Here is a 16,259-nt window from a genome sequence, read left to right as displayed (position 1 = left end):
GGCATATAAACCTCCACCCGAAATGAATCCAGCATTCGCATCGGTTTCGGCGAAATTCGGGCTTGACCCCCTGCCCCGCTCTTTCTAGACACCGCTCACAGTGGGCCGTTAGCTCAGTTGGTAGAGCAACTGACTTTTAATCAGTGGGTCGCAGGTTCGAATCCTGCACGGCTCACCACTCAATCGAAGGTATCTCGCTTGCGCTCGTGATCGGCGTGGGAATCGACAAGTCCGTGGGCGCGCTCGCCTGTCGAGGGTTCGCTCAACCCGACTCCCGGTCTACCGGCCGGACAGGCGAGCCGGGCGCCGCCCATCCGCCCCCTGCCCCGTCTTCACTGACCGTAAGCGGTCATGTCGAGCTTGCCGAAGATCTCGTCGTACCGAAGCTGGCCGACGTCCTCGGCGGTCATGTCGTCGCCGATCAGCCCTTCCCACTTGCCGACCAGGAGAGCGTAGCGATAGGCCTTGACCTGCGCATTCTCGACGCCGCGCCTTTCGAGCGTTTCCGATGCGCGGCGCAGGTGATCGGCGATGAAGGTGCGCTTGGCCTCCTTCAGGGTCTCGTCCATCTCGATGAACTCGATTCCTTCGGTGGTTCGCGCGTCCTCGGCCTGGGCGTCGAACTCGCCGATACCCTTCGCGATGCCGTATTGTGCCGCACGGGCAAGCGCGGCGCGATCCTCGGCGCTCATCCGGTCCCACAAGGCCCGGCTCGCCATGGCCGCGGCGTTGCCGTTATAGACGCCGAGGCCGATATTGGTGACGAAACGCACCTGGTCCTGGACATTGCCCGCGATGATCTCCTGGTCGCCGCCGAAGCTTCCCGCGACCACGCCGCGACGCAGCGCATCGGAGAATTCGGAGGATGGCTGCTGCACCACGACACCGCGCAGATTGCTGACGAATGCCGCGAAGATGGGTGCGCCCACGCGGATGCGCATGCCGCCCAGGTCCTCGGCCGTGCGGACGGGCTTGACCGTGAGAAGGTTGTAGAGGGGCGTCGCATCCGATCCCAGGTAGACCTGCCCGTGCTCTGCGAATTCCGCCAGGCACTCCGCGCAGGTCGCGAGGTATTCCGTGGTCGCCGAAGAGATGGCGAGACTGTTGCTTCCGAGCACCGAAAGCTCGGAGGGCAGCGATGCCTCGGCGTAGTTCTCGGGGAAGTAGGGCACGACCACGGGGCCGAAATCGACCGTACCGTCACGCAGCGCGTCGATCATCTCGTTCGGGGCGGCAACGCCCTCCGGTGTATCCTCGATCTCCCACGCTCCATCGGTGAACTCCGATAACCTGCTGCTGATCTCGGGGTAGATCGACAGGGCCAGCGGGTGATCGGGACCGAAGCTCGACGAGGCGCGGATCGTCTCGGCCGAGGCCAGCGACCCGAGCGACAGGGCGCCGGCCAAGGCGGCGCCGATTGCGATTGAGAATTTCATGCGGTCTCTCCCTTCGTCCAGGGCAGCGCGATGGGCTGCGCCGCGTGGTGATCCGGCCGGACAAGGCGGGGCACGTGGTCCCGCCCGCCGGCCGGAGTGATGCGGGCGCGCCTCAACCCGGCGCGTCCGATGCGTTCTCCATGAGGAACTCCATGACCAGTGCCGCCTCGTTCTCGTCGAGGCCCGCCCGCGGGAACATGGAGGGCGTGATCCCCTTCCACTGGTTCTGCGTGAAGTGCGAGACCTCGCGCGGACCGTGACAGACCGTGCAGCGTTCGTAGAATATCTTCTCGCCCTCGCTCGCATCGGCCAGCAGGCTCTCGGTGATCTCATAGACCCGGTCGAGCCCGAGGAGATCCTCGTCGATCTCGGCCAGCTCGTAATCCTCGATGATCTCGGGCTTTTCATAGGCCATGTTCGGACCCTCGGGATCCTCGCATTTGCGCATCTCGCACAGCACCGTGTTGGCGCTCGTCGCCTGGCTCAACCCCGAGGATCGCTGCGTCGAGGTCAGGAAGTTCACCAGCCCCGAGTTGCACCGGCCCTTGCTGTCAAGTGACGGCCACGCACCCTCGTAGAGCGAGACGACCCCAGGCATGATCCCGTCGCTGACCACCGCACCGGCGATCACCGTGCCGCGATCGTTGTAGAGCTCGACCAGGTCGCCGTCCTCGATGCCCCTGTCGGCCGCATCCTGGGCGTTGATCCGCACCGGCTCGCGGCCCTGGACCTTGTAGAGGTCGCGCAGGTTCTCCGACTGGTCCATCTGGCTGTGCAGGCGATACCACGGGTGCGGACTCACGACATGAAGCTGCCCTTCCTTCGCGTTTCCGAGATATTCGTGCTTCTCCATCCAGACCGGCATGCCGGGGCAATCCTCGAGGTCGAAGCTTGCGATCTCCTCGCAGAACATCTCGATCTTGCCCGAGGTGGTATGGAGCGGGTTCTCTTCCGGATCGGTGTAGAAATCGCCGTGCCGCACCCAGCTGCGCGAGGATTCGGGGGCGTCCTGGCGGGCATAGCCCTGCTCCCAGAACTGCTCGAAGGGCGTGTGCTTGGAGGCCGCCGAGCGGTTGTAGGCGGCTTCGATATGATCCATCAGATCCAGCCCGTCGGTGAACTGCGTCCAGAGCCCCAGCTTGTCCGCCAGTCCCTCGAAGATGTGATAATCCGAAAGGCTTTCGCCCACGGGCTCGATCACCTTCTTCATCGCGTAGATCTTGTCGTTCGAGTAGGTGCCGCCGACGCTGATGTCGTCGCGCTCGAGGGTCGAACAGGCGGGCAGGACGATGTCGCACCAGCGGGTCGCGGCCGTCCACCAGACATCGACGCTGACCACGGTTTCGACCTTCTCGAGCGCGCGGATCAGGCGGTTGGTGTCCTGCTGGTGCGACATGAAGTTGTTGCCGGCGTTGAAGATCAGCTTCACGTCGGGATAGGTGCCCGTATGGCCGTTATAGGTGAACTCCGCGCCGGGATTTTCGAGCATCTCGGTGATGCGGCTCGCCGGACAGATCCCCTTGACCCAGTTGCGGCCCTGCGCAAGGCCCGTGGGCGTCGACTTGAAGGATTGCGGCATCCCGCCGTTGCCGTAGTGCCACGAGAAACCGACACCCTGGCCGGGCTTGCCGATCTGGCCGGTCAGGGCCGAGAAGTTGACGATGGCCCAATGCGTCATCTCGCCGTGCTGCGCGCGTTGCAGCGACCATGCGCCGGCGATCTCGGTCCTCTTCGTGGCCATCAACTCGGCCAGTTCGCGGATCTTCGCGGCCTCGATGCCGGTGATCGGCTCGGCCCATTCGGGCGTCTTGGGCGTGCCGTCCTCGTCACCGTTGACATAGGCGATCCACCTGTCGGCGCCCACGGTGTATTTCTCGAGATAGGCGCGGTCCTCCAGCCCCTCGGCCAGGACATGGTTCGCCATCGCGAGGAAGAGGGCCGTGTCGGTGTTGGGGATGATCTTGACCCAGTCGGCTCCGACATACTCGTCGGAGGCGGTGCGTTGCGGGTTGATCGAGACGAACTTGACGCCGTTGTCGCGGATCTCGGCCCAGGGGCCATACATCTGGTGGTCGGCGACGGTATATTCGATCCGGTTGTTCTTGATCGGGTCGCACCCGACGAAGACGAACACCTCGGTATGGTCGCGGATGACGGGCCAGGCGGTCTGAGCCGAATAGACCTCCATGTCGCCGATGACGCGCGGCAGGCAGATCTGGCTCGCACCGGCGGACCAGTCGCCCTGGGTGTTCGTGCAGCCGCCGATCAGGTTCATCAGCCGGCCCTGCATCACGTTGGGCCGGAAGTTGCCCGCGTTGGCCCAGCCGCCATAAGAGGACGAGAAGATCGCCTCGTTGCCATGCTTCTCGGCCACGTCGAGAAGCGCCTTTGCCGTCAGGCTCCAGGCCGTGTCCCAGTCCACGCGCACGTAGGGCTCCTTGCCGCGCAGTTCGGGCTTCGTGTCGCCGTTTTCCCAGTTCTCGAGGTAGGATTTCCGCACCATCGGATAGTTGATGCGGCTCTTGTCATAGGTGCGGTCCTTGACGCCATACATCAGCATCTCGGTCGGCTGGGCGTCGAGTTCGGTGATCGCGTTGATGTTGAGCAGCTTGCCATCGCGCACCACCGCCTCGAACGGGCCGTAATGGGTGGCGTGGAAGACGCGGTCGGTGAACGAGTTCGGATCGATCGAGGCCAGCGCGGTGGAGCCACGGAGATACGCGGCGCCTCCGACGGCGCTTGCACCCATGAGGAAAGCGCGGCGGGTGGGTTGGAAACGGGTCATTTGCTTCTCCTTCTACTCTCACGAGCAAGCGTGCAGCCATTGAGTCGCAATGAGGGTATCAGGTTGGGGGGCAGGCAGAAGAAGTATCTCGGAATCATGTTAGGGCGCCGTCGCAAGACGCGCGCGTCGTCGCGGCGGGGCAGAAAGGTCAATCCAGTTCCTGCACGCCGCCGCCCGATACGGTCAGGATCTGGCCGCTGATCCAGCTCGCGGCGGGGGAACACAGGAAGAGGGCGGCGTTGGCCATGTCACCGGGTTCACCCAGCCGGTTGATCGGCGTGTGCGAGAGCATCCGTGTCTCGATTTCCTCGGTCAGGACGGAGTTCAGCGCATCGGTGCGCGTGGCCCCCGGCGCGATCCCGTTCACGCGGATATTCGCCGGGCCGAGATCGAAGGCGATGTTGCGGACCAGGTGGCTGGTTGCGGCCTTCGACGACCCGTAGGCCGCCATCCGCCTGTTCCTGTTCTCCGCCGCCATCGAGGTGATGGCAAGGATCGCCCCGCCGCCGGCCTTCTCCATTTCGGGTGCCGCAAGCTGGGCGAGACGGAAAAGCGAGAACACGTTGAGGTCGAAGGCCCGCCTGAAATCCGACATGGGCATGTCGAAGGGTTTCGGTCCGCCGCCGCCCGCATTGCTGACGAGCACGGTGAGCTTGCCGAAGCGCGACACCGTCGCGGAGACCACCTTGTCGAGATCGCCTTCGTCGGTCACGTCGCAGGCCATCCCCGCCGCCTCGCCGCCCGCCTGGCGAATGGCTGCGGCGACCCCCTCGGCGGCCTCCGCGTGAAGATCGCTGACCATGACCCGCGCCCCGGCGCCGGCAAAGGTCTCGGCTATGGCGCGGCCGATCCCGGCCCCCGCCCCGGTCACGAGCGCGACGGCATCGTCGAGACGGAAATTTCTGGCATCATACATGGCGGTGAGTTCTCTCTCGCTTGGGAAGCCGGGTGGTCGCGACACAACCTATGGCGTCCACCCCGCAAGGAAAGGCGTCGCGTGTCTCTGGGCAAGGCCGGGAACTTTCCAGTTGCAAACGATTATCATTATCATAGCTTGCAGGTGAGAAACTTCTCCGGAGTGTGCCATGTCCTTTCGCCGTCTCAGAACCGCGATCATCGCCGCGATCCTTGCCCAGGTCACCGCCGCCCCGCTTGCGGCGGCCGAGGGCGATCCGCTCAAGGTCGTGACCACCTTCACCGTGCTTGCCGACATGGCCCGCAACGTCGCGGGCGACGCGGCCAAAGTGGTGTCGATCACGAAACCGGGCGCCGAGATCCATGGATACGAGCCCACGCCTCAAGATATCGTCAGGGCATCGGACGCCGACCTCATCCTCTGGAACGGCATGAATCTCGAGCTGTGGTTCGAGCAGTTCATCGCCAATCTCGGCGATCTGCCCTCGGCCACGCTGACCGACGGGATCGACCCGATTTCCATCGCCTCGGGTTCCTACGAAGGGCAGCCGAACCCCCATGCCTGGATGGGCCTCGACAATGCGCTGATCTACGTGGACAATATCGAGGCCGCGCTCTCAGCGGCCGATCCCGACAATTCCGAGACCTACGCCGCCAATGCCGCCGCCTACAAGGACCGCATCGCCGAGACCATCGCCCCCCTGCGCGAGCGGGTTCAGGCCGTGCCCGAGGAAAAGCGTTGGCTCGTCACCTGCGAAGGCGCGTTCAGCTATCTCGCGCGCGACTTCGGGATGAAGGAGCTTTACCTCTGGCCCATGAACGCGGACCAGGTGGGCACGCCCCAGCAGGTGCGCGCCGTGATCGACGGTGTGCGCGAGCATGAAATCCCGGTCGTCTTCTGCGAAAGCACGGTGAGCCAGGCCCCCGCCAGGCAGGTCGCCCGCGAGACGGGCGCGCGCTATGGCGGCATGCTCTACGTGGACAGCCTGACCGAGGCCGACGGTCCCGTGCCCACCTATCTCGACCTGCTGCGCGTGACCGCGCAGACCGTGGCGGACGGGCTGACCGGGGGGGCCGAATGACGCCGGTCGAAGCCATGGACAGCGCGGCCGGCATCGTCGCGCGCGATGTGACCGTCACCTACCGCAACGGGCACACGGCGTTGCGCGATGCCTCGTTCGAGGTGCCGCGCGGCACGATCACCGCGCTCGTGGGCGTGAACGGCGCCGGGAAATCCACGCTTTTCAAGGCGATCATGGGCTTCGTGCCCGTGGCGAAGGGCGATATCACGCTGCTGGGCCACAAGGTGCGCGACGCGCTGAGGCAGAACCTCGTGGCCTATGTCCCCCAGTCCGAGGAGGTCGACTGGGCCTTTCCCGTGCTGGTCGAGGACGTGGTCATGATGGGCCGCTACGGGCATATGGGTTTCCTGCGCCGGGCCGGACCCGCCGACCGCGCCGCGGTGGACGAGGCGCTGGAACGGGTGAACATGACCGCCTATCGACATCGCCAGATCGGCGAGCTTTCGGGCGGCCAGCGCAAGCGCGTCTTCCTTGCCCGCGCGCTGGCGCAGGACGGGCGGATCATCCTGCTCGACGAGCCTTTCACCGGCGTGGACGTGAAGACCGAGGAGCAGATCATCGCCCTCCTGCGCGAACTGCGCGACGAGGGGCGCGTGATGCTCGTCTCGACCCACAACCTCGGCTCGGTGCCGGAATTCTGCGACCGCACGGTCCTCGTGAAGGGGACGGTGCTGGCCCACGGGCCGACCGACGAGGTCTTCACCCGCGACAATCTCGAACGGGCCTTCGGCGGCGTGCTGCGGCATTTCACGCTCGGCGGCGACGAGCTGCACGACGACGACGATCCGCGCGAGCTTCGGATCATCACCGACGACGAGCGCCCCTTCGTCCATTACGGCGAGCGGCGGGCCACCGACGACGAGGGGAGCGGGCCGTGATCGAGACCCTGCTCCAGCCCTTCACCTACGGCTACATGTTCAACGCCATGTGGGTCTCGGCCCTCGTGGGCGGGGTCTGTGCGTTCCTGTCGGCCTATCTCATGCTCAAGGGCTGGTCGCTCATCGGCGACGCGCTTTCGCACTCGGTGGTGCCGGGGGTGGCGGGGGCCTACATGCTGGGCCTGCCCTTCGCGCTGGGCGCGTTCATCGCGGGCGGGCTCGCGGCGGGCGCGATGCTCTTCCTCTCGACCCGCTCGGGCCTCAAGATCGACGTCATCATCGGGATCATCTTCACCGGCTTCTTCGGCCTCGGCCTCTTCATGGTTTCGGTCAGCCCCGTCTCGGTCTCGGTCCAGACGATCATCATGGGCAACATATTGGCCATCACCCCCGGCGACACGCTCCAGCTCGCGCTGATCGGGATCGTGTCGCTGGTGATCCTGCTGGCCAAGTGGAAGGACCTCATGGTCACGTTCTTCGACGAGAACCACGCGCGTTCCATCGGTCTGCGCCCCGATCTCCTGCGGGTCGTGTTCTTCGCGCTCCTCTCGGCGGCCATCGTGGCGGCGATGATGACGGTGGGCGCATTCCTCGTCATCGCGATGGTGGTGACGCCGGGGGCGACGGCATATCTTCTCTGCGACCGGTTTCCGCGCCTCATCATGGTTTCGGTCCTGATCGGGACCGTGACGAGCTTCGCGGGTGCATACATGAGCTTCTTCCTCGACGGGGCCACGGGCGCGATCATCGTGTGCCTGCAAACGTTAATTTTCCTTTGTGCCTTCGTCTTCGCTCCGAAACACGGGCTTTTGGCCGCGCGCCGGAAGGCCGCGCGCGCCTTGAGGGCCACACCGGAAGAGGCGGCGCCGTGATGCTCGAGACACTGCTTCAGCCCTTCCAGTTTCCCTTCATGCAGAACGCCTTACTGATCGCGCTTCTGGTGGCGCCGCCGACCGCGCTTCTGTCGTGCTACATGGTGATGAAGGGCTGGGCGCTGATGGGTGACGCGGTCAGCCACGCGGTGCTGCCCGGCGTGGTGCTGGCGTGGATGACGGGCATCCCGCTCATCGTCGGGGCCTTCGGGGCGGGGATGACCTGTGCGCTCCTGACCGGGTATCTGTCGCATAACAGCCGGATCAAGCAGGACACGGTGATGGGCGTGGTGTTCTCGGGAATGTTCGCCGTGGGGCTCGTTCTCTACACGTCGATCACCACGAACGAACATCTCGACCATGTGCTATTCGGCAACATGCTGGGCGTGGGCCGCGCGGACCTCTGGACCGCGGGGCTCATCTCGGCGGGCGTGACGGCCTTCATCCTGCTGAAATGGAAGGATCTTCTGCTGCACGCCTTCGACCCCGCGCAGGCACGGGCCAGCGGCCTGCCCGCCACCTTCCTGCACTACGCGCTTCTCTCGGCGCTGTCGCTTTGCATCGTGGCCACGCTGACGGCGACGGGGCTCATCCTCGCGGTGGCGCTGCTGGTGACGCCGGGGGCGATCGCGTTCCTTGCGGTGCGGAGCTTCGGCCGGATGCTCGTGGTGTCGGTGGTGGTGTGCCTGCTGTCGATGCTGGCGGGGGTCTATGCGTCCTTCTTTCTCGACGCGTCACCGGCGGCGACCATCGTGCTGATCCTCACCGGCCTCTTCATCCTGGCCTTCGTGCGGCGCATGGCACAGACGCGCGCGGCGTCGCGGCGGGTGGGCACCGATTCGGCCTTTTAATCATTGGGGATGGGGCCGGATCGGGACGTCGGTATCCATGTCGGTATCCACGTCGGTATCACGTCGGTGCGACCGTGCGGTGCCCCCCGAGGTTAACGCAACGCTCGGTGGCCGGCGTGTCCCCGTCGACCACCGATAGAAGAAGCGCCCGCCCGCGTGACGGACGGGCGCGACAGCCACGAAGGCGCGGTTCGCCGCGAAGCCGGCAAGCTGCCGTCAGTTCCCGAGGATCCCCGGCAGCCGCAGCCCGTGTTCCCTGGCGCAGGCGATGGCGTCCTCGTAGCCCGCATCCGCATGCCGCCACACGCCCGAGGCGGGATCGTTCCACAAGACCCGCTCGAGCCGTTTCGCGGCCTCGGGCGTGCCGTCTGCACAGATCACGACACCCGCATGTTGCGAGAAGCCCATGCCGACCCCGCCGCCGTGGTGGAGCGACACCCATGTCGCCCCCGACGCCGTGTTCACCAGGGCGTTGAGCAGGGGCCAGTCGCTCACCGCGTCCGAGCCGTCCTTCATCGCCTCCGTCTCGCGGTTGGGCGAGGCGACCGAGCCGCTGTCGAGGTGATCGCGCCCGATCACCACCGGCGCCTTCAGCTCGCCATTGGCCACCATCTCGTTGAAGGCGAGGCCGGCGCGGTGTCGGTCGCCGAGGCCGATCCAGCAGATGCGCGCGGGCAGACCCTGGAACGAGATCCGCTCCTGCGCCATGTCGAGCCAGCGATGCAGGTGCTCGTTCTCGGGGAAAAGCTCCTTCATCTTGGCGTCGGTCTTGTAGATATCCTCGGGATCGCCCGACAGCGCCACCCAGCGGAACGGCCCGATGCCGCGGCAGAAGAGCGGGCGGATATAGGCGGGCACGAAACCGGGGAAGGCAAAGGCGTTCTCGAGCCCCTCGTCCTGCGCGACCTGCCGGATGTTGTTGCCGTAGTCGAGCGTCGGCACGCCGTCGTTCCAGAAGTCGACCATCGCCTTCACATGCACCTTCATCGAGGCGCGCGCCGCCTTCTCGACCGCCTTGGGATCGCTCTCGCGCTTCTCGCGCCACTGGCCCATGGTCCAGCCCTGGGGGAGGTAGCCGTTCACCGGGTCATGCGCCGAGGTCTGGTCGGTCACGATGTCGGGGCGCACGCCGCGCGCGTGGATCTCGGGGAAGATGTCGGCGGCGTTGCCCAGAAGGCCCACGGATTTCGCCTCGCCCGCCTTGGTCCAGCGCTCGATCATCTCGAGCGCCTCGTCGAGCGTCTCGGCCTTCTCGTCGAGATAGCCGGTGCGCAGGCGGAAGGCGATGCTGTCGGGGTTGCACTCGACCGCGAGGCAGCAGGCGCCGGCGAAGACCGCCGCGAGGGGCTGCGCGCCGCCCATGCCGCCAAGACCCCCGGTCAGGATCCACTTGCCGGTCAGGTCGCCGCCGTAATGCTGGCGGCCCGCTTCGGCGAAGGTCTCGTAGGTGCCCTGAACGATGCCCTGCGTGCCGATGTAGATCCATGACCCGGCGGTCATCTGGCCATACATCATGAGGCCCTTCTTATCGAGCTCGTTGAAATGGTCCCAGGTGGCCCAGTGCGGCACGATGTTCGAGTTGGCGATGAGAACGCGCGGCGCGTCGGCATGGGTGCGCACGATCGCGATCGGCTTGCCCGACTGCACGAGCAGCGTCTCGTCGGCTTCCAGGTCCTTCAACCCCGCGACGATGCGGTCGAAATCGTCCCATGTCCGCGCCGCGCGGCCGATGCCGCCATAGACGACAAGCTCGTGCGGGTTCTCGGCCACGTCCGGATGCAGGTTGTTCATCAGCATCCGCATCGCCGCCTCGGTCTGCCAGCTCTTCGCGGTGATCTCGGGGCCGGTCGGCGGATAGACGTCGCGGGTGTTCTTGCGGGGGTTGGTCATGTGGGGGGTCCTTTCGGGGTCACTTGTCGAGCAGGGGCAGCGCGATGTCGCAGGCGGAGATGAGCGCGCCCTCGGCCACGAGCCGCGCGGCGGTCTCGAGGTCGGGCGCGAGGTAGCGGTCCTCGTCGAGCGTCGGCACCGCCTCGCGCAGGCGCGCCAGCACGCGGGCGAGCGGATCGCTGGTGACGAGCGGCGCGCGGAACTCGATGCCCTGCGCGGCGCAAAGCGCCTCGACGCCGAGGATGCGGTTGAGGTTCTGCGTCATGCGCGTGAGGCGCCGCGCACCGTGAGCGGCCATGCTCACATGGTCCTCCTGGTTGGCGGAGGTGGGCGTGCTGTCGGTGACGCAGGGATTGGCCAGGTGCTTGTTCTCGCTCATCAGCGCGGCGGTCGTCACCTCGGCGATCATGTAGCCCGAGTTGAGCCCCGGTTCGGGCGTGAGGAAGGGCGGCAGATCGTGCGAGAGCGTCGGGTCCACCATGAGCGCGATACGCCGCTGCGCGATGGCCCCGATCTCGGAGAGCGCCAGAGCGATCATGTCGGCCGCGAAGCCCACCGGCTCGGCGTGGAAGTTGCCGCCCGACACGATGAGACCGGCCTCCTTCAGGACGAGCGGATTGTCGGTCGCGGCATTCGCCTCGATCTCGAGGGTGCGCGCGGCCTGCCTGAGCACGTCCATCGCCGCGCCCGTCACCTGCGGCTGGCAGCGGATGCAATAGGGATCCTGCACGCGCGCGTCGCCCTCGCGGTGGCTTTCGCGGATGACCGAGCCGTCGAGGATGGCGCGCATCGCGTCCGCCGCCTCGATCTGGCCACGGTGGCCGCGCAGGGCGTGGATCTCGGGCTGCAACGGCGCGGTTGAGCCCATGATCGCATCGGTGGACATGGCCGAGATGACAAGCGCGTTCTGCGCCGCGCGCCAGCCCTCGAAGAGGCCGGCCAGCGCGAAGGCGGTCGAGAATTGCGTGCCGTTGATGAAGGCGAGCCCCTCCTTGGGACCAAGCGGCAGGGGGGCAAGCCCGGCGCGGTCGAGCGCTTCGGCCCCCGGCAGCACCTCGCCGCCATAGCTCGCCTCGCCCTCGCCGATGACAACGGCGGTCATGTGCGCGAGCGGGGCGAGATCGCCCGATGCGCCGACCGACCCCTGCGCCGGAACCACGGGCGTCACGCCGCGCGCCAGCATCTCCTGCAGAAGCTCCACATAGGCCCAGCGCACGCCCGACGCGCCCCGCCCGAAGCTCAGCAGCTTCAGCACCATCATCAGCCGCGTCATCCGCTCGGGAATGGGTGCACCCACGCCGCAGCAATGCGACAGGATGAGGTTGCGTTGCAGCGTCGCGGTATCCTCGGGCGCGATCTTCATCGAGGCGAGCTTGCCGAAGCCGGTGTTGACGCCATAGACCGCCTCGCCCCCTTCTGCCGCGGCCGCGATCCGGTCGGCGGCCGCCTCGACATCCGGGCGACAGGCAGGGTCGAGCGTGACCGGCGCATCCTCGCGGTAGATCCGCGCGAGATCGTCCAGCGTGACGGCACCGGGGGTGAGCGTGAGGGTCATGCGCGACCTCCGTAAATGCGGGCGTGAAGCGGGTTGAACCCGATGCGATAGGACAGCTCGGCGGGCTGCGCCACGTTCCAGACGGAAAGGTCGGCGCGGCAGCCTTCGGCGATGCGCCCGGTATCCGAAAGGCCCAGCGCGCGGGCCGCGTTGACCGTCACGCCGGCCAGCGCCTCGGCGGGTGTCATGCGGAAGAGGGTGCATCCCATGTTCATCGCCAGCAGCAGCGAGGTCAGCGGCGAGGAGCCGGGATTGACGTCGGTGGCGAGCGCCATGGGAACGCCGTGCCTGCGCAAGCTCTCGATGGGTGGCGCCTGCGTCTCGCGCAGGGTGTAGAAGGCGCCGGGCAGGATGACGGCGGTGGTGCCGGCGCGGGCCATGGCCTCCACCCCGTCCTCGTCGAGATACTCGATATGATCCGCCGACAGCGCGCCGTAGCGCGCGGCAAGCTTCGCGCCACCGAGATTGCTCAGCTGCTCGGCATGGAGCTTGACCGGCAGGCCAAGCTCGCGCGCCACGTCGAAAACGCGCGCGATCTGGTCGGGCTGGAACGCGATCCCCTCGCAGAACCCGTCAACCGCGTCGACCAGCCCCTCGGCCTGGGCGGCGCGCAGCGCCGGGATGCAGACCTCGTCGATATAGGCGTCGGGCCGTCCCTCGTATTCGGGCGGCACCGCGTGGGCCCCGAGGAAGGTGGTCAGCACCCGCACGGGCCGTTCCTGACCGATCCGGCGCGCGACGCGCAGCATCCGCAGTTCGGTGTCGGTGTCGAGCCCGTAGCCCGACTTGATCTCGAGCACCGCCACGCCTTCGGCCAAAAGCGCATCGACCCGCGGCAGCGCCTGCGCCAGGAGCGACTCCTCGTCCGCCTCGCGCGTGGCGCGCACGGTCGAGACGATGCCGCCACCGGCGCGCGCGACCTCCTCGTAGGAGGCGCCTTCGAGCCGCATCTCGAATTCGCGCGCGCGATCCCCGCCCGAGACGATGTGGGTGTGACAGTCTATGAAGGCGGGTGTGACGAGACGGCCGCCCATCTCGCGCCGCTCCATCGCGGCGAATCGGGCGGGCAGATCGGCCGACGGACCGGCCCAGGCGATACGCTCGCCCTCCATTGCGACGGCCCCGTCGGGCACGAGGCCATAGCCCTCGCCCTCCATCGTCGCGAGCGTTGCCTGCGTGAGCAGCATGGCAGCTTCCCCCCTTGCGTGATGCCTGTGCATCTGCTTTATGTCTGCACATAATCACTTGTCAAGAGGGGCATCCGCCATGACCGTTCTCTGGGCCGAACGCGCCCTCACCTCCGAAGGCTGGGCAAGGGACGTGCGGCTCGAGATCGGCGAGGACGGCCGCATCGCGGGTCTCGCCACGGGCGCCGCGCCCGAGGGACAGCGGCTCGGCGTGCTTCTGCCCGCGCCCGCAAACAGCCACAGCCACGCCTTCCAGCGCGCGATGGCGGGGCTGACCGAAACGCGCGGCGACGATCCGACCGACAGTTTCTGGACCTGGCGGCAGCTCATGTATCGCTTTCTCGACCGGATCACGCCCGACCAGGTGCAGGCGATCGCCGCGCTCGTGCAGATGGAGATGCTCGAGGCCGGCTTCGCCACGAATGTCGAGTTCCACTATCTCCACCACCGTCCCGACGGCACGCCCTATGACCGGCTCTCGGAGATGGCCGACCGGATCGCGGCGGCGCAGGCGGTTTCGGGGATCGGCCTCACGCTTCTGCCGGTGCTCTACCAGTACGGCGGATGCGACCGCCGCGCGCTCGGCCCCGGTCAGCGGCGCTTCGGCAACGACCCGGACCGCTTCGCGCGGCTGGTGGAGGAGACGGGCGAGACCCTGCGCCACCTGCCCGCCGACGCGAGGCTCGGCGTGGCGCCCCATTCCCTGCGTGCGGTCGCCCCCGATGCGATCCGCGCGGCGGCGGACCTGGTGCCCGGGGGGCCCGTTCACATGCATCTCGCCGAACAGCAGGCCGAGGTCGACGAGGTCGAAGCCGCCTGGGGCGCGCGCCCGGTGACCTGGGCCCTGTCCGAGCTCGAGCTCGACCCGCGCTGGTGCCTCATTCACTGCACCCAGATGACGCCGGACGAAACCATGGGCCTTGCCCGCACCGGGGCGGTGGCTGGGCTCTGCCCGATCACCGAGGCCTCGCTGGGCGACGGGATCTTCGACGGCGTCCGCTGGATGGAGGCGGACGGGTGCATCTCGGTCGGCTCGGACAGCAACATCCTCATCTCGCTGCACGAGGAACTGCGGCTTCTGGACACCTCGCAACGCCTGCGCGATCACACCCGCGCGGCACTGGCCCGACCGGGCATCTCGACCGGGCGGCGCCTTTTCGAGAGCGTGGCGCGCGGCGGGGCGCAGGCCGCCGGACGCGGCACCGGCATGATCGAGACCGGCGCCTGGGCCGACCTCCTGGCGCTCGACACCTCGCATGTCGATCTTGCCGGGATTGAGGGCGACACGATCCTCGACACGTTCGTCTTTGCCGGGCGCGACGCGATGGTCGCGGATGTCTGGTCCGCGGGGCGGCATATGGTCCACGAGGGACAGCACATGCACCGCGTCACCATCACCCGCGCCTATGCCGAGGCGGTCGCGGATCTGCGCGCGCAGGTCTGAGTCGCGACCGCGCCGCCGGCCGGGGTGGCGCGGGCGCGGCTTCGCCGCGCGCCTGCGGCCCGGAAAACCGGCAGTTTGATGCTCACACCCCCCAAACTGCCCCTTTCGCCTGCAGGGGCCGCGCTCTATAAGGCAGGCGGCTCAGCGCCCATGGCGCGCGGGCCCATTTTGCATTCAAACGACGGGACACACCCTCACATGTCCATCTTCAACCGCATCCCCGGCCTCTTCACATCGGACATGGCCATCGACCTCGGGACGGCGAACACGCTTGTCTACGTCAAGGGGCGCGGCGTGATCCTGTCGGAGCCTTCGGTCGTGGCCTATCACGTCAAGGACGGGGTCAAGAAGGTGCTCGCCGTGGGCGAGGACGCCAAGCTCATGCTGGGGCGCACCCCCGGCTCGATCGAGGCGATCCGGCCGATGCGGGAGGGCGTCATCGCCGATTTCGACACCGCCGAGGCGATGATCAAGCATTTCATCCGCAAGGTGCATCGCCGCTCGACCTTCTCGAAGCCCAAGATCATCGTCTGCGTGCCCCACGGTGCCACCCCGGTCGAGAAACGCGCGATCCGCCAGTCGGTCCTCAGCGCCGGAGCGCGCCGCGCGGGCCTCATCGCCGAGCCCATCGCGGCGGCCATCGGGGCCGGCATGCCGATCACCGATCCGACCGGCAACATGGTCGTGGATATCGGCGGCGGCACCACCGAGGTGGCGGTGCTGTCGCTGGGCGACATCGTCTATGCCCGCTCGGTCCGCGTCGGCGGCGACCGGATGGACGAGGCGATCATCAATTACCTGCGCCGGCAGCAGAACCTGCTGGTGGGCGATTCGACCGCCGAGCGGATCAAGACCTCGATCGGCACGGCACGGATGCCCGATGACGGGCGCGGCGCGTCGATGCAGATCAGGGGCCGCGACCTTCTCAACGGGGTGCCCAAGGAAACCGAGGTGAGCCAGGCGCAGATCGCCGAGGCGCTGGCCGAGCCGGTGCAGCAGATCTGCGAGGCGGTGATGACCGCGCTCGAGGCGACACCGCCCGACCTTGCCGCCGACATCGTGGACCGGGGCGTGATGCTGACCGGGGGCGGCGCGCTTCTGGGCGATCTCGACCTGGCGCTGCGTGAGCAGACCGGCCTTGCCGTGAGCATTGCCGACGAATCGCTCAACTGCGTGGCGCTCGGCACCGGCAAGGCGCTCGAGTATGAAAAGCAACTTCGCCACGCCATCGACTACGACAGCTGACGTGGTGCGTGTGGCGAAGCTCGGCCCCCCGGGCATTTGAAACCGGAAAGAGACGAAAGCGAAGGCCCTGCCGTCTTTCCGGTCTCAAATACCCGAATGGCGCGACGGCGCCCCGAAGG

At 67.2% G+C, this 16,259-nt stretch carries 12 protein-coding genes and 1 tRNA gene; 7 read left to right on the top strand and 6 right to left on the bottom strand.

The annotated features are described in order from the left end of the window. Window positions 1-102 precede the first annotated feature (102 nt). Window positions 103-178 (top strand) — tRNA-Lys (locus K1T73_RS04590). A 154-nt stretch (window positions 179-332) separates the two neighbouring features. Here the strand turns inward: K1T73_RS04590 and K1T73_RS04585 are convergent. The 3 genes from K1T73_RS04585 to hdhA all read right to left on the bottom strand — a co-directional run bounded on the left by K1T73_RS04585 (window position 333) and on the right by hdhA (window position 5,137). Beyond that, entirely contained in the window at window positions 333-1,436 is a 1,104-nt protein-coding gene (locus K1T73_RS04585; protein WP_220602799.1) for a C4-dicarboxylate ABC transporter substrate-binding protein, read from the bottom strand. 112 nt (window positions 1,437-1,548) lie between these two features. Further along, window positions 1,549-4,221, bottom strand: a complete 2,673-nt coding sequence (locus tag K1T73_RS04580) for a molybdopterin-dependent oxidoreductase (protein WP_220602798.1) — start codon at window positions 4,219-4,221, stop codon at window positions 1,549-1,551. Between the two features lie 148 nt (window positions 4,222-4,369). Then, window positions 4,370-5,137, bottom strand: coding sequence for a 7-alpha-hydroxysteroid dehydrogenase (gene hdhA / locus K1T73_RS04575; protein ID WP_220602797.1), 768 nt, complete (start codon window positions 5,135-5,137; stop codon window positions 4,370-4,372). A 169-nt stretch (window positions 5,138-5,306) separates the two neighbouring features. Between hdhA and K1T73_RS04570 the strand changes: the two genes are divergently transcribed. The 4 genes from K1T73_RS04570 to K1T73_RS04555 are packed head-to-tail and all read left to right on the top strand — an operon-like array spanning window position 5,307 to window position 8,819. Next, window positions 5,307-6,218: a metal ABC transporter substrate-binding protein gene (locus K1T73_RS04570; RefSeq protein ID WP_220602796.1), complete on the top strand. Its 912-nt coding sequence runs from the start codon at window positions 5,307-5,309 to the stop codon at window positions 6,216-6,218. Further along, complete coding sequence (locus tag K1T73_RS04565; protein ID WP_310794409.1) at window positions 6,215-7,096, top strand: manganese/iron ABC transporter ATP-binding protein; 882 nt, start codon at window positions 6,215-6,217, stop codon at window positions 7,094-7,096. Before K1T73_RS04570 ends, K1T73_RS04565 begins: the two co-directional genes overlap by 4 nt. After that, window positions 7,093-7,968 (top strand): metal ABC transporter permease, encoded by an 876-nt coding sequence (locus K1T73_RS04560; RefSeq protein WP_310794408.1) that lies wholly within the window; start codon window positions 7,093-7,095, stop codon window positions 7,966-7,968. Before K1T73_RS04565 ends, K1T73_RS04560 begins: the two co-directional genes overlap by 4 nt. Then, window positions 7,968-8,819 (top strand): metal ABC transporter permease, encoded by an 852-nt coding sequence (locus K1T73_RS04555; RefSeq protein ID WP_310794407.1) that lies wholly within the window; start codon window positions 7,968-7,970, stop codon window positions 8,817-8,819. Before K1T73_RS04560 ends, K1T73_RS04555 begins: the two co-directional genes overlap by 1 nt. Window positions 8,820-9,035: 216 nt before the next feature. Here the strand turns inward: K1T73_RS04555 and hutU are convergent, their stop codons facing one another. From hutU to hutI, 3 genes are read right to left on the bottom strand one after another with little or no spacing between them, the layout of a single operon-like run. Further along, on the bottom strand, window positions 9,036-10,709 hold the full coding sequence (hutU, locus tag K1T73_RS04550; protein WP_220602794.1) for a urocanate hydratase: 1,674 nt from the start codon (window positions 10,707-10,709) through the stop codon (window positions 9,036-9,038). A gap of 19 nt (window positions 10,710-10,728) precedes the next feature. Beyond that, a complete protein-coding gene (gene hutH, locus K1T73_RS04545) occupies window positions 10,729-12,264 on the bottom strand; it encodes a histidine ammonia-lyase (protein WP_220602793.1) in 1,536 nt (511 codons plus the stop codon). Continuing rightward, window positions 12,261-13,451, bottom strand: a complete 1,191-nt coding sequence (gene hutI, locus K1T73_RS04540; protein ID WP_220602792.1) for an imidazolonepropionase — start codon at window positions 13,449-13,451, stop codon at window positions 12,261-12,263. Before hutI ends, hutH begins: the two co-directional genes overlap by 4 nt. A 79-nt stretch (window positions 13,452-13,530) precedes the next feature. Between hutI and K1T73_RS04535 the strand changes: the two genes are divergently transcribed. Further along, window positions 13,531-14,895: a formimidoylglutamate deiminase gene (locus K1T73_RS04535; protein WP_220602791.1), complete on the top strand. Its 1,365-nt coding sequence runs from the start codon at window positions 13,531-13,533 to the stop codon at window positions 14,893-14,895. Window positions 14,896-15,093: 198 nt separating this feature from the next. After that, a complete protein-coding gene (locus tag K1T73_RS04530) occupies window positions 15,094-16,140 on the top strand; it encodes a rod shape-determining protein (protein ID WP_220602790.1) in 1,047 nt (348 codons plus the stop codon). Window positions 16,141-16,259 lie beyond the last annotated feature (119 nt).

Source organism: Roseovarius sp. SCSIO 43702, assembly GCF_019599045.1.
Taxonomy (GTDB): domain Bacteria; phylum Pseudomonadota; class Alphaproteobacteria; order Rhodobacterales; family Rhodobacteraceae; genus Roseovarius.
The sequence above is the reverse complement of the archived record's forward strand: the minus strand, read 5'-3'. Positions and strand labels throughout refer to the sequence as shown.

What these genes read in the sequence shown, in the direction of transcription:
- K1T73_RS04585 (WP_220602799.1), bottom strand. Translation starts at nt 1,436, where the DNA reads ATGAAATTCTCAATCGCAATCGGCGCCGCCTTGGCCGGCGCCCTGTCG.
- K1T73_RS04580 (WP_220602798.1), bottom strand. Translation starts at nt 4,221, where the DNA reads ATGACCCGTTTCCAACCCACCCGCCGCGCTTTCCTCATGGGTGCAAGC.
- hdhA (WP_220602797.1), bottom strand. Translation starts at nt 5,137, where the DNA reads ATGTATGATGCCAGAAATTTCCGTCTCGACGATGCCGTCGCGCTCGTG.
- K1T73_RS04570 (WP_220602796.1), top strand. Translation starts at nt 5,307, where the DNA reads ATGTCCTTTCGCCGTCTCAGAACCGCGATCATCGCCGCGATCCTTGCC.
- K1T73_RS04565 (WP_310794409.1), top strand. Translation starts at nt 6,215, where the DNA reads ATGACGCCGGTCGAAGCCATGGACAGCGCGGCCGGCATCGTCGCGCGC.
- K1T73_RS04555 (WP_310794407.1), top strand. Translation starts at nt 7,968, where the DNA reads ATGCTCGAGACACTGCTTCAGCCCTTCCAGTTTCCCTTCATGCAGAAC.
- hutU (WP_220602794.1), bottom strand. Translation starts at nt 10,709, where the DNA reads ATGACCAACCCCCGCAAGAACACCCGCGACGTCTATCCGCCGACCGGC.
- hutH (WP_220602793.1), bottom strand. Translation starts at nt 12,264, where the DNA reads ATGACCCTCACGCTCACCCCCGGTGCCGTCACGCTGGACGATCTCGCG.
- hutI (WP_220602792.1), bottom strand. Translation starts at nt 13,451, where the DNA reads ATGCTGCTCACGCAGGCAACGCTCGCGACGATGGAGGGCGAGGGCTAT.
- K1T73_RS04535 (WP_220602791.1), top strand. Translation starts at nt 13,531, where the DNA reads ATGACCGTTCTCTGGGCCGAACGCGCCCTCACCTCCGAAGGCTGGGCA.
- K1T73_RS04530 (WP_220602790.1), top strand. Translation starts at nt 15,094, where the DNA reads ATGTCCATCTTCAACCGCATCCCCGGCCTCTTCACATCGGACATGGCC.